Source organism: Streptomyces sp. NBC_01446, assembly GCF_026340095.1.
Classification (GTDB): domain Bacteria; phylum Actinomycetota; class Actinomycetes; order Streptomycetales; family Streptomycetaceae; genus Streptomyces; species Streptomyces aureus.
This window is the reverse complement of sequence record NZ_JAPEPO010000001.1, coordinates 2074918-2097061: the sequence shown is the minus strand read 5'-3', so window position 1 is coordinate 2097061 and position 22144 is coordinate 2074918. Positions and strand designations below refer to the sequence as shown.

Annotated in this window: 19 protein-coding genes; 11 read left to right on the top strand and 8 right to left on the bottom strand. The window is 69.7% G+C overall.

What is annotated here, in order from left to right:
- Positions 1–235 precede the first annotated feature (235 nt).
- The 6 genes from OG456_RS09335 (at position 236) to OG456_RS09310 (ending at position 7228) form a co-directional block, all read left to right on the top strand.
- A complete protein-coding gene (locus OG456_RS09335; protein WP_266559081.1) occupies positions 236–2371 on the top strand; it encodes a type IIA DNA topoisomerase subunit B in 2136 nt (711 codons plus the stop codon).
- 190 nt (positions 2372–2561) lie between these two features.
- Entirely contained in the window at positions 2562–3086 is a 525-nt protein-coding gene (locus tag OG456_RS09330) for a CcdC protein domain-containing protein (protein ID WP_266559079.1), read from the top strand.
- A complete protein-coding gene (locus tag OG456_RS09325; protein ID WP_266559077.1) occupies positions 3083–4237 on the top strand; it encodes a sensor histidine kinase in 1155 nt (384 codons plus the stop codon). Before OG456_RS09330 ends, OG456_RS09325 begins: the two co-directional genes overlap by 4 nt.
- Before the next feature lie 197 nt (positions 4238–4434).
- Positions 4435–5046: a response regulator transcription factor gene (locus tag OG456_RS09320; protein WP_266569128.1), complete on the top strand. Its 612-nt coding sequence runs from the start codon at positions 4435–4437 to the stop codon at positions 5044–5046.
- A gap of 95 nt (positions 5047–5141) precedes the next feature.
- Positions 5142–5639, top strand: a complete 498-nt coding sequence (locus tag OG456_RS09315; protein ID WP_266559075.1) for a DUF485 domain-containing protein — start codon at positions 5142–5144, stop codon at positions 5637–5639.
- On the top strand, positions 5636–7228 hold the full coding sequence (locus OG456_RS09310) for a cation acetate symporter (RefSeq protein WP_266559073.1): 1593 nt from the start codon (positions 5636–5638) through the stop codon (positions 7226–7228). The genes OG456_RS09315 and OG456_RS09310 overlap by 4 nt, the downstream gene beginning before the upstream one ends.
- 81 nt (positions 7229–7309) lie before the next feature.
- Here the strand turns inward: OG456_RS09310 and OG456_RS09305 are convergent, their stop codons facing one another.
- Complete coding sequence (locus tag OG456_RS09305) at positions 7310–8002, bottom strand: response regulator (RefSeq protein ID WP_266559072.1); 693 nt, start codon at positions 8000–8002, stop codon at positions 7310–7312.
- Positions 8003–8162: 160 nt separating this feature from the next.
- Between OG456_RS09305 and OG456_RS09300 the strand changes: the two genes are divergently transcribed.
- The 3 genes from OG456_RS09300 (at position 8163) to OG456_RS09290 (ending at position 10983) form a co-directional block, all read left to right on the top strand.
- Positions 8163–8978, top strand: a complete 816-nt coding sequence (locus tag OG456_RS09300; RefSeq protein WP_266559070.1) for an ABC transporter ATP-binding protein — start codon at positions 8163–8165, stop codon at positions 8976–8978.
- On the top strand, positions 8968–9831 hold the full coding sequence (locus OG456_RS09295) for an ABC transporter permease (RefSeq protein ID WP_266559068.1): 864 nt from the start codon (positions 8968–8970) through the stop codon (positions 9829–9831). The genes OG456_RS09300 and OG456_RS09295 overlap by 11 nt, the downstream gene beginning before the upstream one ends.
- A 93-nt stretch (positions 9832–9924) precedes the next feature.
- Entirely contained in the window at positions 9925–10983 is a 1059-nt protein-coding gene (locus tag OG456_RS09290) for an ABC transporter substrate-binding protein (protein WP_266559066.1), read from the top strand.
- Positions 10984–11007: 24 nt separating this feature from the next.
- Here OG456_RS09290 and OG456_RS09285 read toward each other — a convergent pair whose 3' ends face one another.
- The 4 genes from OG456_RS09285 to OG456_RS09270 all read right to left on the bottom strand — a co-directional run bounded on the left by OG456_RS09285 (position 11008) and on the right by OG456_RS09270 (position 15773).
- Positions 11008–11688 carry a response regulator gene (locus tag OG456_RS09285; protein ID WP_266559064.1) on the bottom strand — a complete coding sequence of 227 codons (681 nt, stop codon included), beginning with the start codon at positions 11686–11688 and terminating at the stop codon, positions 11008–11010.
- Positions 11685–13394, bottom strand: a complete 1710-nt coding sequence (locus tag OG456_RS09280; protein WP_266559062.1) for a sensor histidine kinase — start codon at positions 13392–13394, stop codon at positions 11685–11687. The genes OG456_RS09285 and OG456_RS09280 overlap by 4 nt, the downstream gene beginning before the upstream one ends.
- Positions 13395–13525: 131 nt before the next feature.
- Entirely contained in the window at positions 13526–14476 is a 951-nt protein-coding gene (locus OG456_RS09275) for a sucrase ferredoxin (protein WP_266559060.1), read from the bottom strand.
- Between the two features lie 16 nt (positions 14477–14492).
- Entirely contained in the window at positions 14493–15773 is a 1281-nt protein-coding gene (locus tag OG456_RS09270) for a citrate synthase (RefSeq protein ID WP_266559058.1), read from the bottom strand.
- A 98-nt stretch (positions 15774–15871) separates the two neighbouring features.
- Between OG456_RS09270 and OG456_RS09265 the strand changes: the two genes are divergently transcribed.
- The gene (locus OG456_RS09265) at positions 15872–17038 is read left to right on the top strand and encodes a citrate synthase/methylcitrate synthase (RefSeq protein ID WP_266559056.1); all 1167 of its coding nucleotides are present in this window, start codon (positions 15872–15874) and stop codon (positions 17036–17038) included.
- 51 nt (positions 17039–17089) lie between these two features.
- Here OG456_RS09265 and OG456_RS09260 read toward each other — a convergent pair whose 3' ends face one another.
- Positions 17090–17326: a hypothetical protein gene (locus tag OG456_RS09260; RefSeq protein ID WP_266559054.1), complete on the bottom strand. Its 237-nt coding sequence runs from the start codon at positions 17324–17326 to the stop codon at positions 17090–17092.
- A gap of 169 nt (positions 17327–17495) precedes the next feature.
- On the bottom strand, positions 17496–18050 hold the full coding sequence (locus tag OG456_RS09255) for a DUF6082 family protein (RefSeq protein ID WP_266559052.1): 555 nt from the start codon (positions 18048–18050) through the stop codon (positions 17496–17498).
- A gap of 323 nt (positions 18051–18373) precedes the next feature.
- Between OG456_RS09255 and OG456_RS09250 the strand changes: the two genes are divergently transcribed.
- Positions 18374–19474, top strand: a complete 1101-nt coding sequence (locus OG456_RS09250) for a GTP-binding protein (RefSeq protein ID WP_266559050.1) — start codon at positions 18374–18376, stop codon at positions 19472–19474.
- Here the strand turns inward: OG456_RS09250 and OG456_RS09245 are convergent.
- Positions 19471–21927, bottom strand: coding sequence for a DNA topoisomerase (ATP-hydrolyzing) subunit A (locus OG456_RS09245; RefSeq protein ID WP_266559048.1), 2457 nt, complete (start codon positions 21925–21927; stop codon positions 19471–19473). The two genes, OG456_RS09250 and OG456_RS09245, sit on opposite strands and share 4 nt — an antisense overlap.
- Positions 21928–22144 lie beyond the last annotated feature (217 nt).

Sequence of the window (22144 nt, the reverse complement as noted above, 5' to 3'; positions counted from 1 at the left end):
CGGTTTGTTCATGAGGACGTGCCCGGAGCCTAAATGGTTCATGCGCCGAAGGGAACGTGATGTGTGCTTCACCCCATCGAGGGATCGAACATGCATACGATGCTGGACTAGTCTGGGCAGAGGCGAGGGTTGCGTTACAACGGCTCTACCAGGCCTCGGTACCCTCTGAGCGGCGACCGAAGCCGACCCCTTACCCAAAAGGGTTCCAACTGAAATTCAGCGAGGAGCGAACTGCGTGACCGCCGAAACGTCCGTGCCGTCCACAGCGCTGCTGACCGGAGCAGGCGGCATCGTGGACAAGGACAGTTCCAACTACACCGCGCGGCACCTGCTCGTCCTTGAGGGGCTCGAGGCCGTACGCAAGCGCCCTGGCATGTACATCGGGTCGACGGACAGTCGTGGCCTGATGCACTGCCTCTGGGAAATCATCGACAACTCCGTCGATGAGGCCCTCGGCGGCTATTGCGACTACATCGAGGTCATCCTCCACGACGACGCCTCCGTAGAGGTGCGGGACAACGGCCGGGGTATCCCCGTGGACGTCGAGCCCAAGACCGGACTCTCCGGAGTCGAGGTCGTCATGACCAAGCTGCACGCGGGCGGCAAGTTCGGCGGGGGCTCCTACGCGGCCTCCGGCGGCCTGCACGGCGTGGGTGCCTCCGTGGTGAACGCGCTCTCCGCGCGGCTCGACGTCGAGGTCGACCGTGGCGGGAACACGCACGCCATCAGCTTCCGCCGCGGCGTCCCCGGCGCCTTCGCCAAGTCGGGGCCCGACGCGACGTTCGACTCCTCCGCGCGGCTCAGCAAGGTCAAGCGGGTCCCGAAGAACCGCACCGGCACGCGCGTGCGCTACTGGGCCGACCGCCAGATCTTCCTCAAGGACGCCAAGCTGTCCTTGGAGAACCTGCACCAGCGCGCCCGCCAGACCGCGTTCCTCGTGCCGGGCCTGACCATCGTCGTTCGCGACGAGTACGGGCTCGGTGACGGCGGCAGCAAGGGCGAGGAATCATTCCGCTTCGACGGCGGCATCAGCGAGTTCTGCGAGTACCTCGCCGCCGACAAGCCGGTCTGCGACGTCGTCCGCTTCTCAGGGCAGGGCACCTTCAAGGAGACCGTCCCCGTCCTCGACGACCACGGTCAGATGACGCCGACCGAGGTCACCCGCGAGCTCGGCGTGGACATCGCGCTGCGCTGGGGCACCGGTTACGACACGACACTGAGGTCGTTCGTCAACATCATCGCCACCCCCAAGGGCGGCACCCACGTGAGCGGCTTCGAGCGCTCTCTCACCAAGACGATGAACGAGGTGCTGCGCGCCCAGAAGCTGTTGCGCGTCGCCGAGGACGACGTCGTCAAGGACGACGCCCTCGAGGGCCTGACGGCCGTCGTCACGGTGCGTCTCGCCGAGCCGCAGTTCGAGGGTCAGACCAAGGAGGTGCTGGGCACCTCGGCGGCCAACAGGATCGTCGCGAACGTCGTGGCCAAGGAGCTCAAGGCGTTCCTGACCTCCACCAAGCGCGACGCGAAGGCCCAGGCCCGCGCCGTCATGGAGAAGGCCGTCGCCGCGGCCCGTACGCGGATCGCGGCCCGCCAGCACAAGGACGCGCAGCGCAGGAAGACGGCCCTCGAGTCGTCGTCGCTGCCGGCCAAGCTCGCCGACTGCCGCAGCGACGACGTGGAGCGCAGCGAGCTCTTCATCGTCGAGGGGGACTCCGCGCTCGGCACCGCCAAGCTGGCCCGGAACTCCGAGTTCCAGGCGCTTCTGCCGATCCGCGGCAAGATCCTCAACGTTCAGAAGTCGTCTGTGTCGGACATGCTGAAGAACGCCGAGTGCGGCGCGATCATCCAGGTCATAGGAGCCGGGTCGGGGCGGACCTTCGACATCGACGCCGCGCGCTACGGGAAGATCATCCTGCTCGTCGACGCCGACGTCGACGGCGCACACATCCGCACCCTGCTCCTGACCCTCTTCCAGCGCTACATGCGGCCGATGATCGAGGCGGGCCGCGTGTTCGCCGCGGTGCCGCCGCTGCACCGCATCGAGCTCGTCCAGCCGAAGAAGGGCCAGGACAAGTACGTCTACACGTACTCGGACCGCGAGCTGCGCGAGACGCTCCTCGAGTACCAGCGCAAGGGCGTGCGTTACAAGGACTCGATCCAGCGCTACAAGGGTCTCGGAGAGATGGACGCCGACCAGCTGGCCGAGACCACGATGGATCCGCGTCACCGCACGCTGCGCCGGATCAACATCGGCGAGCTGGACGCCGCGGAGCAGGTCTTCGATCTGCTCATGGGCACGGACGTGGCGCCGCGCAAGGAGTTCATCAGCAGCTCGGCCGCGACGCTCGACCGCTCGCGCATCGACGCCTAGGACCGACCCGGACGCCGGCTCCACCCGTGGGTGGAGCCGGCTGATCCACCCACGATCCACCCCAGCTCCGATCCCGTGAGCTGGCCTTTTCCGTAACTTCGAAGACGTTGCTCGACGCGCCGCTCGGCGTCGTCCTGCGAAGTTCTCGAACCCTCGAAATCTTCGAAGTCACGGAAAGTCGGAGGCCGCCATGTCCGGGCTCACCAATGTGCTGGTGATCATCGCCGTCGTCGTGCTGGTGGTCGTCCGTCAGTTCAAGGCACAGCAGATCACCACGGACAAGCGCTGGTGGGTCGTGCCGGCTGTGCTCGTCTTCATGGCTCTGCGCAAGCCGGACCTCCTCGACCCCCACCACCAGGCACTCTCGGCCTCGCTCATGGGCCTTGAGCTGCTCGTCGGTCTCGCCATCGGCGCCGGCTGGGCCTGGACGACCCGTCTGTGGACCGCGCAGGACGGCACCGTATGGAGCAAGAGCACCAAGGCCAGCGGCGCCGTCTGGATCGTGGGTATGGCCCTACGGGCCGGCCTCTACGCCGCCGGCGCGGCCTTCGGCATCAAGCAGGGCAGCGCCGCCCTCATGCTCGCCCTGGCCGCCACACTGCTCGTCCGCTCCGGAGTCCTCATCTGGCGTGCGCAGTCCCTGCAGACTGCGCCCCAGGGGGCCGGGGCGTACGGTGACGGCGTGCCCGCACCGTCGTGGAAGGACCGTGTGTGACGCCCGGAGCATGGACCAGCTGGCCCTCGCGGGAGGCGCTCTCCCGCGAAGGGCTCACACGGGCACGGCGGCTCCTGGCCCGCGTCGTGCGAGTGGTCGCGCTCACGGCTCTTGTGTGGACTGCCGCAGCGGAGCGTGGCGTGCACGGCTGGGCCGTCGCCCTGGCGCCGGTCGCGCTCATCGCCTGCGGCGCCGCTGCCTGGGGATTCTTCCGGACCACGCTGGAACACCTGCTGTGGCCCTCCGTGGGACTGCTCGCCCTGCTGCTGGGCGCGGCGTTCGCCGCGGAGCAGGCCGGGTTCAGAGGGCCGGCACTCGTCCTCTGGTGCGGCTGTGCCGTCACCGCCCTTGAGCGGCTGCCCCTGGTCGCGGCCATTCCTCTCACGGCCGGCGCGCTCACCGGGTTCGCGGTCCTGAACAACGACGCATGGTTCACCACGGCGGTCACCACCATCGGGCTCTGCCTTGCGGGATACGTCCTGCGCCTTGACGCGGAGGCGAGAGGAAGCGCCCAGCGGCTGCTCCGCCAGGAGCGGGCAGCGAGGGCCGCGGAGGCGGAATCCGCCGCACTGGCCGAGCGGGCCCGGATCGCGCGGGAGATCCATGACGTGCTGGCGCACAGCCTCTCCGCCCAGCTCGTCCACCTCGAAGCGGCTCGCCTGCTCATCGAGCGGGGCGCGGATCTCGACCAGATCCACGAACGGGTCGTCGCCGCCCGGGGCATGGCACGTGACGGGCTCACCGAGACGCGCCAGGCACTCTCGGCGCTGCGCGGTGAGATGACGCCGCTGGAGGATTTCCTGCGCGAGCTCGTCGTCACGGACGGTGCGACGGTCTCGGTGGAGGGCGTGCGGCGCCCACTGTCCGTAGAGGCGTCACAGACCGTACGCAGAGTCGCCCAGGAGGCCCTGACGAACGTGCGCAAGCATGCGCCCGGCGCGACGGCCCAGGTGAGGCTGGAGTACGGCGCCGCCGAAGTGACCCTTGAGGTAAGGGATTCGGGCTCGGCCGCGCCGGCGGGAGAGCTCACTGTCAGTGGCTCCGGCTACGGTCTGTTGGGGATGAGGGAGCGTGCGGAGCTGCTCGGCGGCACGCTCGTGGCAGGGCCGTGCGAGGAGGGTTTCGCAGTGAAGCTGAAGGTACCCGCATGAGTGGGGCGGACCCTGGGGCGAAAGGGACCGATCGCGCAGCGGACTCGGCAGGTTCGCCGACAGGCGCGGCGGACGCGCCGACAGGTTTGCAGACAGGCGCCGCGGACTCGGCTGGATCGCCGACGGGTGGGGCGGCGCGCAGGGACGCCAGAGTCGTGGTCGCCGATGACCAGACGGTCGTGCGCGAGGGCATCGTGATGCTGCTCGGGCTGCTGCCGGGCATCGAGGTCGTCGGAGCGGCCGGTGACGGGGACGAGGCCGTCGCACTGGTCGCCCAACTCGCCCCGGACGTCGTCCTCATGGACCTGCGCATGCCGCGCTGCGACGGGGTGGAGGCCACGCGGCGTATCCGCTCGGAGTACCCCGGGACCCAGGTCGTCATCCTGACCACCTACGCGGACGACGAGTCGCTGTTCCCCGCGCTCAAGGCCGGAGCCCGCGGCTATCTCACCAAGGACGCGGGCGGCGACGAGATCGTGCGGGCCGTCGAGGACGTGCTCTCCGGTGACGCGGGCCTTTCCCCGAAGATCCAGCGCCGTCTCCTGGAACGTCTTTCGGAGCCCGCACCGACCCCCGCGCCGGTGGATCCGCCCGACGGGATCACCGCGCGAGAGGCCGAAGTTCTGAGGCTCATCGCCGAGGGGCTCACCAATCAGGAGATCGCCCGCGCCCTCCATGTCTCCACCGCGACGGTGAAGACACACATCAACAATCTCTTCGCCAAGACCGGCCTCAAGGACCGGGCGCAAGCGGTGCGGTACGCCTATCGGCACGGCCTTGTTCAGCCACCGGGGTCGGCCATCACCTAATGGGGTGAAGGGGGATGTGAGAAGAGTCCGGGATCTTCCCGTTCTGCCCATCCTTGGGCTCGCGGCCTAAGTGGCCCGCGGACAAGGAGAGTTCGGTGGAGAAGCACGACGGGCGCGAGGTGGCGCAGACCCGGGCCGGTGATCGCGGTGTTCTCGGCGATCCCTGGTACGACGCGCTGGCCTCCGGGTGGGGCGAGTTGGACGGCACGGGTGCCCCGGCCCCGGCCGTACCTCCCCAGGCCGCGCCCCCCGAGCGGAGAGCGGCCGCGATCTATCTGGAGGTGCAGCGCAGCGCCGCCTTCCAGGAAGTCCGCAGCCGCTACCGGAGGTTCGCCTTTCCGGCCGCCGCGGCCTTCTTCGCCTGGTACCTCGCGTACATCCTGGCGGCGACGACGGCCCCCGGCCTGATGGGCAGGCCCGTCGCGGGCGCGGTGAACGTGGCGATGCTGGCGGGGCTCGGGCAGTTCCTGAGCACCTTCCTGCTGACGTGGCTGTACTCGCGCCATGCGCGGCTGCGAAGGGACCGCGCGGCGCTCGAACTGCGCTGGGACACCCAGGAGATGACCCGAGTGATCGAGGGTGGCCAGCGGTGACCGGGAACCATCAGACCCTGGCGCTGCTGCTGTTCAGCGTGTTCGTCGCCGTCACGCTGGCGATCACCACCTGGGTGAGCCGCAACAGGCACGGCTCGGCGGAGGAGTTCTACGCGGGCGGCCGGCTCTTCTCGCCCATGGAGAACGGTTTCGCCATCGCGGGCGACTACATGTCGGCGGCCTCCTTCCTCGGCATCTCGGGCCTGATCGCGCTCTTCGGCTACGACGGCCTGCTCTACTCGGTCGGGTTCCTCGTCGCCTGGCTCGTCGTGCTGCTGCTGGTCGCCGAACTCGTGCGCAACTGCGGGCGGTTCACGCTCGCCGACGTCATCGCCGCCAGGATGCGGGAGCGTCCCGTGCGGATCGCGGCGGGAACCTCCTCGGTGACGGTGTCCGTTCTCTATCTGGTGGCGCAGATGGTGGGTGCGGGCAGCCTGGTCGCGCTGCTGCTCGGCAGCACCGGTGGAGCCGTACAGGAATGGACCGTCGTCGGCGTCGGCGGGCTCATGGTCATCTATGTGTCGCTGGGCGGGATGCGGGCCACCACCTGGATCCAGATCGTCAAGGCGGTCCTGCTCATGGGCGGGGCAATCACCCTGACCGTGCTCGTCCTGGTGCGTTTCCACGGGGACTTCGACCAGCTGCTGCGTACGGCGGCGCAGCGCAGCGGGCACGGAGCCGCGTTCCTCGCGCCCGGACTGAAGTACGGCGGCGACTGGACCGCGCGGCTCGACTTCATCAGCCTGGGGCTTGCGCTCGTGCTCGGCACCGCCGGGCTGCCGCACATCCTGTCGCGCTTCTACACCGTTCCGACGGCACGGGCCGCGCGCCGCTCGGTCGTCTGGTCCATCGGACTCATCGGCAGCTTCTACCTGATGACCATCGTGCTCGGCTTCGGTGCGGCGGCGATCGTGGGCTCCGACGCCGTGCGCGGTTCGAACGCGGCGGGGAACACGGCGGTTCCGCTGCTCGCACTCGACCTGGGCGGCGGTCCGGACTCCACAGGTGGAACGGTTCTGTTCGCGGTGGTCGCGGCCGTCGCCTTCGCCACGATCCTCGCCGTAGTCGCCGGGATCACGCTCGCCTCCTCGGCGTCCGTGGCCCACGACCTGTACGCGTCCTTGCGCCGCCCGCATGCCAAGCCGCGCAGCGAGGTCGCCGTGGCCCGCGTCGCCGCCGCCGGAATCGGCGTGGTCGCGATCGCTCTGGGCCTGCTCGCCCGCGACCTCAATGTGGCGTTCCTCGTGGGCCTCGCCTTCGCCGTGGCGGCCTCCGCGAACCTGCCCGTGCTGCTCTACTCCCTGTTCTGGCGGAACTTCACCACGCGCGGCGCCGTGTGGGCCGTCTACGGGGGGCTCGTGCCCGCGCTCATCCTGGTGGTCCTGTCACCGGTCGTGTCCGGCAGCGAGACCTCGCTGTTCCCCGGCGTGGACTTCCAGTTCTTCCCGCTGGAGAACCCCGGCCTCGTCTCCATCCCCCTCGGATTCCTGGCGGGCTGGCTCGGCACGGTCACCTCGCCCGAGCCACCGGACGAGGCCAAGCACGCGGAGACGGAGGTGCGTGCGCTGACCGGGGCGGGAGCCGTCTGAGGACCGCGCCCCACATATGTGGCCCGAGCCTTCGCGCGGCTGCCTCAGAGTGCTCAGGTCACCTCGGCCACCTCGGATACCTCAGGGCGCCACCCACACGTAACGGTGCTCCGGGCGCCCGGTGTCCCCGTACTTGAGCGAGAGGTGGAGCCGGCCCGACTGTTCCATGTGCCGCAGATACCGCTGCGCCGTGGAGCGGCTCAGGCCGGTCTCCTCCGCCACCTCGTGGGCGGACAGCGGATGGTCTGCGCGGTGCAGTACGCCGCAGATCAGATCCGTGGTCGGCTCCGACTGCCCGCTCGGCAGGCCGGGCGACGCGGGCATGGGAAGCGCCCGTAGCGCACCGAAGATCCGGTCGACCTGCTCCTGGCCCGTAGCGCCGCGGCCGCTGACCCGGTCCACGGTGCGGCGCAGCGCCGCGTACGAGTCGAGCCGCGAGCGCAGCGCGGCGAACGTGAACGGTTTGACCAGGTAGTGCAGTGCGCCCTGGCGCATCGCCGCCTGCACCGTCAGAACGTCGCTCGCCGCCGTGATCATGATGACGTCGGTGTTGTGGCCGTTCTCCCGCATCCGGTGGGCGAGTTCGAGGCCCGTCATGTCGGGCAGGTAGTGGTCGAGCAGCACGAGGTCGATGCGCTGGCGCTCCACGAAGGCCAGTGCCTGCGCGGCGTTGTGGGCACGGGCCACCACCCGGAAGCCGGGAACCTTTCCCACGTACTTCGCGTTGATCTCGGCGACACGGAAGTCGTCGTCCACGACCAGGACGTCAATCATCGGGCCTCTCTCCCTCAAGCCCAGGCGAGCTGTTAAGCCCGTGTTTCGGCTCAGCTGTTGTAGCGCGAGCAAAACGAGCACAACAGCCTCTTGCAAGCAGAAGTACACCTTGCGCCCAGAAGACTGATGCGGTGTCCCAGGTCACATCTACCTTCCGGCCATGAGCACAGACACCGGCCCCGCCATCGAACTGCGGGGCGCGAGCAAAATCTTCAGGACGCCTTCGGGCGGCCTGCACACCGCGGTCAGGGAGCTCGATCTGACCGTCGCACGCGGCGAGTTCGTGGCCGTCGTCGGCCCCACCGGCTGCGGGAAGTCGACCACCCTTACGCTCGTCAGCGGCCTGGAGGAACCCACCGACGGCGAGGTCCTGGTGGCCGGCCAGCCCGTCGAGGGCGTCGGCGACAAGGTCGGATTCGTGTTCCAGCAGGACGCGACGTTCCCCTGGCGAACGGTGCTGTCCAATGTCATGGCGGGCCCGCGCTTCCGCGGCGTCCCGAAGGCCGAGGCGAAGGCCAAGGCCCGCGAATGGCTGGCCCGCGTCGGCCTCGCGTCCTTCGAGGACCGCTACCCGCACCAGCTCTCCGGAGGCCAGCGCAAGCGTGTCGCGCTCGCCGCCACGTTCGTCAACGACCCCGAGATCCTGCTCATGGACGAGCCGTTCTCGGCGCTCGACGTGCAGACCAGGGCCCTGATGTCGGACGAGCTCCTGGAGCTGTGGGAGGGCACGGGCGCCTCGGTCGTCTTCGTCACCCACGACCTGGAGGAGTCGATCGCGCTGGCCGACAAGGTCGTCGTCATGACCGCGGGCCCGGCCACCGTGAAGCAGGTCTTCGACATCGACCTGCCGCGCCCCCGCAAGGTCGAATCGGTTCGCCTGCTGCCCGAGTTCATCGACATCTACCGAGAGATCTGGGAATCCCTCGGCGAAGAGGTCCGCATCACGCGCGAGAGAGGTGCCGCCGATGTCGCCTGACACCGTCACCGCCGCGCCCGCCACCGACACCACCAAGCCGGGACGCGCCGTCACCAAGGCCCGCGCCGCCCGCCGGCGCAAGGTGCTGATCGGCAGCGCCCGGGTCCTGCTCCTCGTCGCCGTCCTCGGCCTCTGGGAGGTGCTCGCGCGCGCCGCGATCATCGACCCGTTCAACTTCTCGATGCCGTCGAAGATCTGGGACCAGATCTGGACGTGGACCACCCACGGCACGGCGCTCGGCTCGCTGGGTGAACAGGTCTGGTACACGCTCTACGAAGCGCTCGTCGGCTGGATCATCGGCGTGATCGCCGGTGTCGTCTTCGGTATCGCGCTCGGGCGCATCACCTTCCTCGCCGACGTCCTCGGCCCGTACATCAAGGTCCTCAACTCCATCCCGAGGATCGTGCTCGCCCCGATCTTCGTCATCTGGTTCGGCCTCGGCCCGGCCTCCAAGGTCGCCTCCGCCGTCGTCCTGGTGTTCTTCCCGGTGTTCTTCAACGCCTTCCAGGGAGCCCGCGAGGTCGACCGGAACCTGGTCGCCAACGCGCGCATCCTCGGCGCCAGCGACCGCCGAGTGACGCTTCAGGTCGTCATCCCGTCCGCCACGTCATGGATCTTCACCAGCCTCCATGTGAGCTTCGGCTTCGCGCTGATCGGCGCCATCGTCGGCGAGTACATCGGCGCGACCAAGGGCGTCGGCCTGCTCGTCGCGCAGTCGCAGGGCACGTTCAACGCGGCGGGTGTGTACGCGGCGATGGTCATCCTCGCCGTCGTGGCCCTGCTGGCCGAGGGGCTGCTCACCTTCGCCGAGCGCCGCATCTTCCGCTGGAAGCCGACGGATTCGGACAGCTGACGACTGCCCCTCGGCGCCCCACCAGCGCTTCCCCGCCCCCTTCTCCCCACCCGCTTCAGTCTCTTCAGCCTCTTCACAAGGACGTGAACCACTATGCGCAAGACCGCGCGGCTCTGTGCCCTCGCAGCGACCGGCCTGCTCGCCGTCTCCTCCCTCACGGCGTGCGCCAACGACGCCGCCAGTACGAGTACCGGCTCGGGCAAGAAGGCGGACGGCAAGGGCGAGCACGTCAAGATCATGGTCGGCGGCCTGGACAAGGTCATCTACATGCCGGCGATGCTCACGGACCGGCTCGGCTACTTCAAGGATGAGGGTTTGAATGTCCAACTCCTGAGCGAGCCCGCGGGTGTCCAGGCCGAGACGGCGCTCGTCTCCGGTCAGGTCCAGGGGGCCGTCGGCTTCTACGACCACACGCTCGACCTGCAGGTCAAGGGCAAGGCCGTGGAGTCCGTGGTGCAGTTCTCGCGGGCCCCCGGAGAGGTGGAGATCGTCTCCAACAAGGCGTCCGGGGACATCTCCTCGCCCAAGGACTTCAAGGGCAAGAAGCTCGGCATCACGGGCCTCGGCTCCTCGACGGACTTCCTCACGAAGTACCTGGCGGTCAAGAACGGCGTCCAGGCGAGCCAGTTCTCGCCGGTGGCCGTCGGCGCGGGCCCGACGTTCGTCTCCGCGCTCCAGAAGGGCGCCATCGACGGCGGCATGACGACGGACCCCACGGTCGCCACGATCCTGGACAAGAAGCTCGGCAAGGTCCTCGTCGACATGCGGACGCCGGAGGGCTCCCAGGAGGCGCTCGGCGGCCCGTACCCGTCGTCGAGCCTCTACATGCAGACGGACTGGGTCAACAGCCACAAGCCGACGGTCCAGAAGCTCGCCAACGCCTTCGTGAAGACGCTCAAGTGGATGTCCACGCACAGCGCCGACGAGATCGCGGCCAAGATGCCGGCCGACTACTCCCAGGGCGACAAGAAGCTGTACGCCGAGGCGATCAAGGCCACCCTGCCGATGTTCACGACGGACGGCGTGATGCCCAAGAACGGCCCCGAGACTGTTGAGAGTGTGCTCAAGGCGTTCAACCCGAACATCAAGAACGCCAAGGTCGACCTGAGCAAGACGTACACCACCGAGTTCGTGGACAAGGCCGCCGGCTGACCACGTCAACTCCTCGTACGTCGCTCAGGTGCGGGTCGCCCAGACATAACGGTGTTCCGGGCGGCCCGCGTCGCCGTACTTGAGGGTCAGGCCGGCCCGGCCGGTGCGTTCCAGGAGCTTCAGATAGCGCTGGGCCGTCTGCCGGCTCAACCCCGTACGGTCCCCGACCTCCTGTGCCGAGAGCGGGCCCTCCGCGTCCACCAGAGCCCTGCGTACGAGCTCCGCCGTACTGAGGGAGTGTCCCTTCGGGAGGTCCGGCTCCGTGTCTGCAGAGAGGGCGCCGAAGATCCGGTCGACCTGGGCCTGCTCGGCCTCGCCACCGCCGTCCAGCGTGCGGCGCAGCCCCGCGTACGCCTCCAGCTTGGCGCGCAGCCCCGCGAACGCGAACGGCTTGACCAGATACTGCAGCGCCCCGAGCCGCATGGCGGCCTGCACCGTGGAGACGTCACGCGCCGCCGTCACCATGATCACGTCGGTCTGGTGGCCGCGGCGCCGGATCTCCTGAACGGTCGCCAGACCCGTCTCGTCCGGCAGGTAGTGGTCCATGAGGATCAGGTCGATCTGCGGCCGGTCCTCCACCTCACGCAGGGCCTCGGCCGAGCTGTGCGCCTCGGCCACCACGCGGAAGCCCGCCACCTTCTGCACGTAGGCCGCGTTCACGCGCGCGACGCGGATGTCGTCGTCCACGACCAGCACTTCGATCATCGCGGGTCCTCCTTCGTGGGGGTGGCCATGGCACCGGCGGCGGTGTTGGCCGTGGTGGTCATGGGTGCCTCGGTGGCCTCCTGCGCGAGGCCCGGATCCGTGATTGCCTCCGGCAGCAAGACGGTGAACTCTGCGCCTCCGCCGTCCGGTTCCCCCACGTGGACGCTGCCGCCCTGCCGTTCCGCGAGCCGGCGCACGAGGGGCAGGCCGATACCGCGCTTCCCGTGGGAAGGCAGCTTCTTGGTGGACCACCCTTCCGTGAAGATCAACTCCCGTCGGGCGGCGGGGATGCCGGGCCCTGTGTCGCGCACCCGCAACTCCACCGTGCGGTCGTCGGCCGCCCGTACATCGACCTCCACGCGCGCGTGGGGGGTGCCCGCGACCGCGTCCACCGCGTTGTCGACCAGATTCCCGACGATCGTGACGAGCCCTCGTGGGTCGATCAACCGGTCGGGGAGGAGCGTCCTGTCGGAGATCCACAGGGCGACTCCGCGCTCCGCCGCCACGGTCGCCTTGCCGACGAGGAGAGCAGCGAGCAGCGGATCGTGCACCTTCTCGGTCACCTGTTCCGCGGTCGCCCTGTGGTCGCCCACCACCTCGCCGACGAACTCGACGGCGTCGTCGAACATCTCCAGTTCGAGCAGGCCGAGCAGCGTGTGCATGCGGTTGGCGTGCTCGTGGTCCTGGGCGCGCAGGGCGTCGATCAGGCCGCGCGTCGAGTCGAGCTCGCGCCCCAGCTGCTCCAGTTCGGTGCGGTCCCGGAGGGTGGCGACGGCGCCGCCGTCGTCCGTGGGCATGCGGTTGGCGATCAGGACGCGCTGGCCGCGGACCGTCAGCAGATCCGTGCCCGTGGCCCGGCCCGCCAGCACATCGGTCGTACGACCCGGGCCCAGCGCGTCGTCGAGCGACTGCCCGATCACCTCGTCGCCGATGCCCAGGAGCCGGTGCGCCTCGTCGTTGAGCAGCCGGATCCGGCCGCTCCGGTCCAGCGCGACGACGCCTTCCCGAATGCCGTGCAACATGGCCTCGCGCTCCGAGAGCAGCCCCGAAATATCGGAGAACGCCAGGTCACGGGTCTGCCGCTGGACCCGGCGTGAGATCAGGTAGGCGGCCAGCGCTCCGACGGCGAGGGCGCCGCCCGCGTAGGCGAACAGGCCCGGAATGGCGTGGATGAGCCGCGCCCTGACGCTGTCGTACTCGATGCCCACGGAGACGGCCCCGACGATGTCGCCCTGTGCGTCGCGCAGGGGCACCTTCCCGCGCGCGGAGCGGCCCAGGGTGCCGCTGTCGATCCCCATGACCTCGTGGCCCGCGAGCGCCTCGCTGGGGTCCGTGGAGACGATCCTGCCGACCTCGCCCGGATCGGTGTGGGACCAGCGGACGCCTTCCTTGTTCATGATCACTACGTATTCGGCGCCACTGGCCCGGCGGATCCGCTCGGCCTCCCGCTGGACGGGGCCGTCGACCGTGGGACGTGAATGCCGCAGGTCCTCGGCGATGCTCGGCTGGGCCGCGGTGGTCTGCGCGATCGCCAGCGCGCGGCGCATCGCCTGGTCGTCGAGCTGGTCGCTGAGCGGCGCGAGGAACAGCCCCGTCGCGAGCACGGCCACCCCGGCGGCGATCGCCACCTGCATCAGCAGCACCTGCGCGAAGACGCGCCGCGGCAGGCCGAAGCGCAGCCGGCGTGTGGGGGGAGTGGGGCTCATACGAAGAACGGTAAGGGGGCGAGCGGGGTACTCCGTAGCGGATGTGGCGGGTATCTCGCGTGCTGGGATGCACCTCGTAATGGGGTGGTGGGGTGCCGTGTGTACACCGGTGGGGGCGCGAGCCCGTCGGCTCAGCCGCTCGCGCCGAGGGGGCCTGCGACGGCGGGCGCGATCTCGTCCACCGCGAGTACGTCCATGCGCGCCGGAGTACCCAGTGCGGCACCGCAGCTCTCGGGGCGGGGCGGCAGCGAAGCGCTCTGCGCGACCGTGACGTGCCAGCGGCGGCCGTTCGTGTGGGTGACGGTGACCTCCCAGAGCGCCCCATGCCCCGGCGCCGTGGCCTCCGTGCCGACGACGGTCAGCACTCCGGCGTCATCGATCCCGGCCGACGTGCGCACGGCGAGCTCGGCGGCCTGGCCGGGCCGCTCCCACGCGGAGTTCCCGCGGCACCCGTCGGTGGCGATCCGGCCGGCCCGCACCGCGTCGAGGGTGTCATTGACGTGGGCGGCGTCGGCACGGCCGTACGCATAGCCGTAGGGCAGTACGAGCAGCGTGGGGGAGAAGCGGTGGCCGCCGAGGTGGGTGACCTCCCAGACGCCGTCCTGTCCGGACGCGGCGAGGTCGGCGGCGAGCGGCCGGCCCAGGAGGGCGCAGCAGCGGTCCCGCTTGCCGTTGGTGCAGACGAGCGCGAGCGGCGCGCCCTTGTGCGGCGTGCCGAAGCCGCGGTGATCACCCGCTCCGAGGGCGGCGAAGTCGAGTGCGAGCAAGTCCTGTGGAGACTCGGTCATGGTGCCGCGCAGCCATGTGTTTCCCGGGATGGTGTGGGCCATATACACATGGCGCCGGGTGGTGGCCTGGAAGTCCGCGTGCCGGCCCGGGCGCCTGATGAGGGCGACGCGCACGCCGGTCCCCTCCGCGGCGGCCTCCAGGGCCCTGCCGAGCTCCGGGTCCATATGGCTGGACGTCAGCGCCTTCACGCCCCAGGGGCCCGGCTGCTCGATCAGCAGCCAGGTACTCGCGGTGGCGGCGGTCCCCGCGAGAGGCTCGGTCAGATCCTGCGAGGCGGTCGCACACGTACTCACGTAGGGGAGCCTAACCTCACTCGGTCGCCAGAGGGGCGTCGGGTGCGGGCAGCGGTTGAGGCGGGCGCAGTCCCACGTACTGTCCGCTCGGCCGCATCCGCAGCGGGCGCTCGCCGTACTCCTCCAGGGCGTGCGCGATCCAGCCCGCCGTCCGGGCCACCGCGAAGACGGTCTCGCCGGCCTCGACGGGCATGCCGCACGAGACGGTGAAGACCGCGAGGGCGAGGTCCACATTCGCGTGCAGGTCGGTGTGGCGGGCGGTCGTCGCCACGACGTCGCGGGCCGCGGCGAGCGCCGGGTGGACCTGCGGGATCTCTTCCAGGAGGGCGAACAGGGCCTGGGCGCGTGGGTCCTCGCCCTTGTACAGGCGGTGGCCGAGGCCCGGGACGCGGCGCCCGGCACGCAGTTCGTCCGCCACCACAGGGGCCGCGCTGCCGCGGTCGAGGACTTCGAGGAGCATGCGGTGCGCGAGACCGCTGGCGGCGCCGTGGAGCGGTCCCTCCAGGACGCCGAGGCCCGCGGACACCGCGGCGTACGCGTGCGCGCGCGCCGACGCGGCGACCCGGACGGCGAGCGTCGACGCGGCGAGGTCGTGGTCGACGAGGAGCCCAAGTGCCGTGTCCAGGACGTGCAGTGACGGATCGTCGGGTTCGCGTCCGGAGAGGCGGCCCCACAGGCGCTGGGCGAGCGGTCCGCCGTCGCGATGCGTGTGTTGTACGGGCGGCAGGGCGGCCACCAGCGTCGGGATGAGGGTGCGGGCCGTGCCGAGTACGGCCTCCTCGGAGAGGTCGAAGCGCAGCGGGTCGGCGACGGCGGCGGCGACCGCGGCGACTCGCAGGCGGTCGACAGGGCCGCTGTGTTCCGGCAGGGCACCCACGGCGCGCCGGGCCGAGGCGAGGGACTGCCGGGGGGCGGTGAACCGGACCTCCGGCCGCAGTGCCCCGGTCCACAGCCACTCGGCGACCTCTTCGTAGGAGTGACGCGCGGCGAGTTCGGCGGCGTCGACCCCGCGGAAGTAGTAGCGATCCTTTTCGATCAACGTGATGCGGGTGCGTACGGAGAGCTCGCCCGGGGCCGAACCGGCCGCGGGCTCCCGCTTGTTGCGCTGCGCGAGCGCCTCCACCTCGGCCGCGTCGAACGTGCTGCCGCGCGAGCCCGACGCCGCCCGGCGGCTGCTGAGCTGACCGCGGCTCACGTACGCGTACACGGTCTCGGGCTTCACACCCAGAAGTTCGGCCGTCTCCTTGGTGCTGAGCCTCCGGGCTTCCCGCGCGGGTGCGGGTTCGTGATCCGTCATGCGCGCCACCGTATATCCGCATCGTGTGTATTGATTCAATCAATATTGACAGGCATCGAGTCAAGCATGGACAGTCGAATCAAGTCCAGGGAGGAAACATGTCGATCAACGGGACCACGGCCACCCCTGTCGACGTACCGCGGGGACTCGCGGGCGTCGTCGTCACCGACACCGAATTGGGTGACGTCAGAGGGCGCGAGGGCTTCTACCACTACCGCCAGTACTCAGCCGTCGAGCTCGCGCAGACCCGCGGCTTCGAGGACGTATGGCACCTGATGATCCACGGTGAGCTGCCTGACGCCGCGCAGTCCGTGGCCTTCGCCGCGCGGACGGCCGCCCTGCGCCGACTGCCCGACGACGTGCGGGCCGCGCTGCCCGCGATCGCCCGCGCCGGAGCGCTCTCCGGCCCGCTCGCCGGGCTGCGCAGCGCCCTGTCGCTCTTCGGCGCCTCACAGGGCTTCCGCCCCGTGTACGACATCGACGACGAGCGGCGGCGCGACGACACCCTGGCCGCCGCGGCGGTCGTGCCGACGCTGCTCACGGCACTGCACCGGCTCGGTGACGGCCTCGAACCCGTCGAACCGCGCGACGACCTGTCGTACGCCGCGAACTACCTCTACATGCTGACGGGTTCGGAGCCGGAGCCCGCTCACGCCCGTGCCATCGAGCAGTACCTGATCTCAACCATTGATCACGGGTTCAATGCGTCAACGTTCACGGCGAGGGTCATCACGTCGACGGGTGCGGATGTCGCGGCCTGTCTGGTCGGCGCCGTGGGGGCGCTCTCAGGGCCACTGCACGGCGGCGCCCCGAGCCGCGCGCTCGACACCCTCGACGCGATCGGCACGCCGGACCGGATCGACGGGTGGATCCGCGAGCGGGTCCTCGCGGGCGACCGGATCATGGGCTTCGGCCACCCCGTCTACCGCACGGAGGACCCCCGTTCGCGGATGCTGCGGGGCATCGCCGAGGGGTTCGGCGGGCCGATGGTGGAGTTCGCCGTCGAGGTCGAGCGCCACGTGGAGTCGATCCTCGCGGAACTGAAGCCGGGCCGGGAACTTCACACGAACGTGGAGTTCTACGCGGGTGTGGTCATGGAGCTGTGCGGGTTGCCGCGCGCGATGTTCACCCCGACGTTCGCCGCTGCGCGGGTGGTGGGGTGGAGCGCCAACATCCTTGAGCAGGCCCGGGATTCGAAGATCATTCGCCCGGCGGCCCGGTATGTGGGCCCGGCGGCTCCGGCGCCGGTACCGGTCGTGTCCTGAACGCGCCGGAGCCCGGTCCTTCGTGGGGACCGGGCTCCGGGAGGCGGCGGGCTAGGAGTCCGGGATATCGGCCTTCGCGCGCACGAGCGTTTCGCGGCTGACGATCACGATGCGCTCGTAGTCGGCGCGCGCCGCGTCAGGCGGAAGCTCCTTGTCGAGCTCCGCGGTGGCCTCTGTCCCGATGACGGCGAAGTTCCCGTCGCTCAGCTCGAACAGGTCAGGGCAGGTCGCCCCTGACGCACTGCCACGCTCGCGCGGAGGCACACCGATGCGGCGCACGATCTTCAAGGGGTACCGGTCCTTAGGGAAGGCATAGCTCTGACACGTTCCGGGTCAGGCTAGTGCGCCCCCTGCGGCCTGTGGGCCGCATGCGAACGGAAGTTGAGGAATTTTGGGGCACATGGGCGTGCGAGTTCACCGGTGTGGGTGAAGGGGCTCGTTGGCGGCCGGCTGGGGCTCAGAATGTCGGAGGGTCCCCGACCACCCACCACTCGTCCGTGTCCGCCTCCTCCAGCTCTTCGTAGAGCCTGTCCGCCAGGCGTCCGAGCCGGGCTTCGTCGGACGAGTGATTGAGGGCGATTCGGTGGTTGCGGGTGGCTTCCCAGTACTCGCGAAAGACCGGGCTCTGGAAAAAGTCACGGAGGTGGCCGTACACCTGTTCCTGGTTGGCGAGGCCCGACTGCTCCAGGTGGAAGATGTTGACGTACCAGGCATTCGCATAGAAGTACTGGCGCAACTTCTCGAGCGGAACATCCGCGCCGTACGTGTTGATCACGACCGCGAGGGACGGGTCGTCGATGGCCTTGACCAGTAGTGCCCAGTGCATGCGTTGCTGATGGGCCCGGGCGCGGCGGCGCTCGGCCACCTCGTCCCGCTCCAGCTGCTCGGTACGCAGCCGCGCCTCCTCGCGGCGCTGCTGCTGCTTCGCGAAGGCCGACGTGGCCCCGCCGAGAGCGAACCCCGCCAGCGCGGCGGCACTCAACGCCCATATCCCATTACTCTGTGTGGCCATGTCAACCCCCGGTTCAGGCGACCGTCCGCCGGTCGTCGGGTGCGGGGCGACGGGAAAGGACCGGCGAGCGGTGGGCGGCGCGCTTGCCGCCCCCCGGGGTGCCGAGCGGCGCTGGTCGGCGGGGAGGCGGAGAGGAGGCACACGGAGGGAAGCAGGGGTCGCTCGTCCGGGCGCCATGCCTGTCGTGTGCCCAGCCCGCGACGCTAACAATCGTTCACTTCGCGGTGTTTCTACGCGCTCGTATCCTGGGGCGGCATTCATTCGTCGTAAGAACGCCGGTATGCGCGTCCCTGGACGCGTCGGTGTGTGAGAGAGGTCGCGCGTTGAGTCAGCCGAGGCAGGAGCTTCCGCAGCAGATCCCGGTCGTCGTCCTCGCCGGGTTCCTGGGCTCCGGCAAGACCACCCTGCTGAACCATCTGCTGCACCACGGCGGCGGCACGCGGATCGGCGCGATCGTCAATGACTTCGGCTCCATCGAGATCGACGCCATGGCCGTCGCCGGGCAGCTCGGCGACTCCACCGTCTCCCTCGGCAACGGGTGCCTGTGCTGCGCCGTCGACGCGAGCGAGCTCGACGAATACATGGACCGGCTCACCCGGCCCTCGGCCCGCAACGGCATCGATGTGATCGTGATCGAGGCCAGCGGGCTCGCCGAGCCGCAGGAGCTCGTGCGCATGGTGCTCGCCAGCGAGAATCAGCGGATCGTGTACGGCGGTCTGGTCGAGGTCGTCGACGCCGTCGAGTTCGACACGACGCGGGAGCAACACCCCGAGCTCGACCGGCATCTGGCCATCGCCGACCTCGTGGTGGTCAACAAGGCCGACCGGGTCCCGGAGAGGGAGCACCAGCGTGTCCTGGAGCGCGTGCGCGGGCTGGCCGGAGGCGCAGCAGTCGTTCCCGCGACGTACGCGCGCGTGGACCCCGAGTTCCTCTTCGACTGCCGGCCGACGCGCGAGCGGATCGGCCAGCTGTCGTTCGATGACCTCCACCGGTACGACGGCGACAGTACGGGCGGAGACGAACACGACGAGCATGAGGCGCACGACGGCCATCTGCACTCCGCGTACGACAGTCTCTCCGTCGAGTCCGAAGTGCCGCTCGATCCACGCCGGTTGATGGCGTTCCTCGACAGCAGGCCCGAGGGGCTCTACCGCATCAAGGGGTACGTCGACTTCGGCGCGGCCGACCGTCGCAACAAGTACACCGTGCACGCCGTCGGTCGGTTCCTGCGGTTCGCACCGGAGCTCTGGGCGCCCGGGGAGCCGCGCCTCAGCCGGCTCGTCCTCATCGGGGCCGGGATCGACGCCCCGCGACTGAGCAAGGAACTGACCGCCTGCGCCCAGGACGCCCCGCACACCTATGCCGACGAGCACAGCATGTGGGGCGTCCTGAGATACGTACAGGAACCGCAGGACGCGGACTAGATCGGCCCCGCCACCACCGAGACCGTCTTCGCGAGGGAGACGCCGGAGCCGTCGCGGCGCGGGTCGACCTCGGGCAGCTCGGCCGGGGTGCCGTTCTTCTGCGCCGCGCGGGCCGGTGTCGGGCCCGCCCAGCCCAGGCTCAGGCAGTCCTCGCCCTTCAGGAAGCGCTGGCAGCGCACACCGCCCGTGGCCCGACCCTTGCGCGGGTACTGGTCGAACGGGGTGAGCTTCGCCGTCGTCTGGACGGAGTCGTCGAGCGTGCCGCGCGATCCCGCCACCGTGAAGACGATCGCGTCCACAGCCGGATCGACGGCGGTGAACGAGATCACCTTGGCGCCGTCGGCCAGCTTGATGCCCGCCATACCGCCCGCGGCCCGGCCCTGCGGACGTACCTGCGAGGCCTGGTAGCGGAGCAACTGCGCGTCGTCCGTGATGAAGACCAGGTCCTCCTCGCCGGTACGCAGCTCCACTGCGCCGACGATGCGGTCACCGTCCTTGAGTCCGATGACCTCCAACTCGTCCTTGTTCGTCGGGTAGTCGGGCACGACGCGCTTGACCACGCCCTGCTCGGTACCGATCGCCAGGCCGGGGGACGACTCGTCGAGAGTGGTCAGACAGACCACCTTCTCGTCCGCCTCCAGCGACGACAGGAACTCCGTGACGGGCGCGCCGCCGGAGAGGTTCGGCGCCGAGGCCGTCTCCGGGAGCTGCGGCAGGTCGATGACATTGAGCCGCAACAGGCGCCCCGTGGACGTGATCGCGCCGATCTCGCCGCGCGCCGTCGCCGGGACCGCGGAGACGATCACGTCGTGCTTGGTGCGCCGGGCGTCCTCGTCGTCCCCGAACGGGTCGGCGGTCGCCGTGCGCGCCAGGAGGCCCGTGGACGACAGGAGCACGCGGCACGGGTCGTCGGCGACCTGGAGGGGCACCGCGGTGACCGCCGTGCCCGCCGACTCCAGAAGCACGGTGCGGCGCTCGGTGCCGAACTTCTTCGCCACCGAGGCCAGTTCGGCCGAGACGAGCTTGCGCAGCTCGGCGTCGGAGTCGAGGATCCCGGTCAGCTCGTCGATCTCGCCGTTGAGCCGGTCGCGCTCCGTCTCCAGCTCGATGCGGTCGAACTTGGTGAGGCGGCGCAGCGGCGTGTCCAGGATGTACTGCGTCTGGATCTCGCTCAGCGAGAAGCGCTCCATCAGGCGCTCCTTCGCCTGCGCGGAGTTGTCGCTGGAGCGGATGAGGCGGATGACCTCGTCGATGTCCACCAGCGCGACGAGGAGGCCCTCGACCAGATGCAGCCGGTCCCGCTTCTTCGTGCGGCGGAACTCGCTGCGGCGGCGTACGACCTCGAAGCGGTGGTCGAGATAGACCTCCAGGAGCTCCTTGAGGCCGAGCGTCAAGGGCTGACCGTCGACCAGCGCCACGTTGTTGATGCCGAAGGACTCCTCCATCGGCGTCAGCTTGTAGAGCTGCTCCAGGACGGCCTCCGGCACGAAGCCGTTCTTGATCTCGATGACCAGGCGCAGGCCGTGCTGGCGGTCGGTGAGGTCCTTGACGTCCGCGATGCCCTGGAGCTTCTTGGAGCCGACCAGGTCCTTGATCTTCGCGATGACCTTCTCGGGGCCCACCGCGAAGGGCAGTTCGGTGACGACGAGGCCCTTGCGGCGCGCCGTCACGTCCTCCACGGAGACCGTGGCGCGGATCTTGAAGGTGCCGCGGCCCGACTCGTAGGCGTCCTTGATGCCGGACAGGCCGACGATCCGGCCGCCGGTCGGCAGGTCGGGGCCCGGGACGAACTTCATGAGCGTCTCGAGGTCGGCGCCCGGGTGCCTGATCAGGTGACGGGCGGCGGCGATGACCTCGCCGAGATTGTGCGGCGGCATGTTCGTCGCCATGCCGACGGCGATGCCGGACGCGCCGTTGACCAGGAGGTTCGGGTAGGCGGCCGGCAGGACGGCGGGCTCCTGCTCCTGGCCGTCGTAGTTCGGCCCGAAGTCGACGGTGTTCTCGTCGATCGACTCCGTCATCAGCGACGTCGCGGGGGCCATCCGGCACTCGGTGTACCGCATGGCGGCCGGCGGGTCGTCGTTCCCCAGGGAGCCGAAGTTTCCGTGGCCGTCGACCAGGGGGAGGCGCATCGAGAAGGGCTGGGCGAGGCGCACCAGGGCGTCGTAGATCGACGCGTCTCCGTGCGGGTGCAACTTACCCATGACCTCGCCGACGACGCGGGCGCACTTCACATAGCCGCGGTCGGGGCGCAGGCCCATTTCGTTCATCTGGTAGACGATGCGCCGGTGCACGGGCTTCATGCCGTCACGGGCGTCCGGCAGGGCCCGGGAGTAGATCACCGAGTAGGCGTACTCGAGGAAGGAGCCCTGCATTTCGTCGACAACGTCAATGTCGAGGATCCGCTCCTCGAAGTCGTCGGGAGGCGGGGTCTTCGTGCTGCGGCGGGCCATCGCTGCTGCGGCTCCTTCACAGATGCTGCCGGGGCATGTACAAGAATCTGACGCGCACCATTGTGGACCGCCCCACTGACAACGCCGACCGCGACCCGTCCGTACGGCGTTCGGTGCTCGCTCTCGGCGTACCCAGTGCGGGAACTTCGCCAGGCGTCAGAACGCTTGCATACAGTGGCAGAACTGGCAGCACATCTGCAGTTTCCGCGATAGTTCC

Bases quoted from the DNA above. Each gene is read 5' to 3' on its own strand.
- OG456_RS09330 (WP_266559079.1), top strand. From the start codon at position 2,562: ATGTCCGGGCTCACCAATGTGCTGGTGATCATCGCCGTCGTCGTGCTG.
- OG456_RS09320 (WP_266569128.1), top strand. From the start codon at position 4,435: ATGCTGCTCGGGCTGCTGCCGGGCATCGAGGTCGTCGGAGCGGCCGGT.
- OG456_RS09305 (WP_266559072.1), bottom strand. From the start codon at position 8,002: ATGATTGACGTCCTGGTCGTGGACGACGACTTCCGTGTCGCCGAGATC.
- OG456_RS09300 (WP_266559070.1), top strand. From the start codon at position 8,163: ATGAGCACAGACACCGGCCCCGCCATCGAACTGCGGGGCGCGAGCAAA.
- OG456_RS09295 (WP_266559068.1), top strand. From the start codon at position 8,968: ATGTCGCCTGACACCGTCACCGCCGCGCCCGCCACCGACACCACCAAG.
- OG456_RS09290 (WP_266559066.1), top strand. From the start codon at position 9,925: ATGCGCAAGACCGCGCGGCTCTGTGCCCTCGCAGCGACCGGCCTGCTC.
- OG456_RS09285 (WP_266559064.1), bottom strand. From the start codon at position 11,688: ATGATCGAAGTGCTGGTCGTGGACGACGACATCCGCGTCGCGCGCGTG.
- OG456_RS09280 (WP_266559062.1), bottom strand. From the start codon at position 13,394: ATGAGCCCCACTCCCCCCACACGCCGGCTGCGCTTCGGCCTGCCGCGG.
- OG456_RS09270 (WP_266559058.1), bottom strand. From the start codon at position 15,773: ATGACGGATCACGAACCCGCACCCGCGCGGGAAGCCCGGAGGCTCAGC.
- OG456_RS09265 (WP_266559056.1), top strand. From the start codon at position 15,872: ATGTCGATCAACGGGACCACGGCCACCCCTGTCGACGTACCGCGGGGA.
- OG456_RS09255 (WP_266559052.1), bottom strand. From the start codon at position 18,050: ATGGCCACACAGAGTAATGGGATATGGGCGTTGAGTGCCGCCGCGCTG.
- OG456_RS09245 (WP_266559048.1), bottom strand. From the start codon at position 21,927: ATGGCCCGCCGCAGCACGAAGACCCCGCCTCCCGACGACTTCGAGGAG.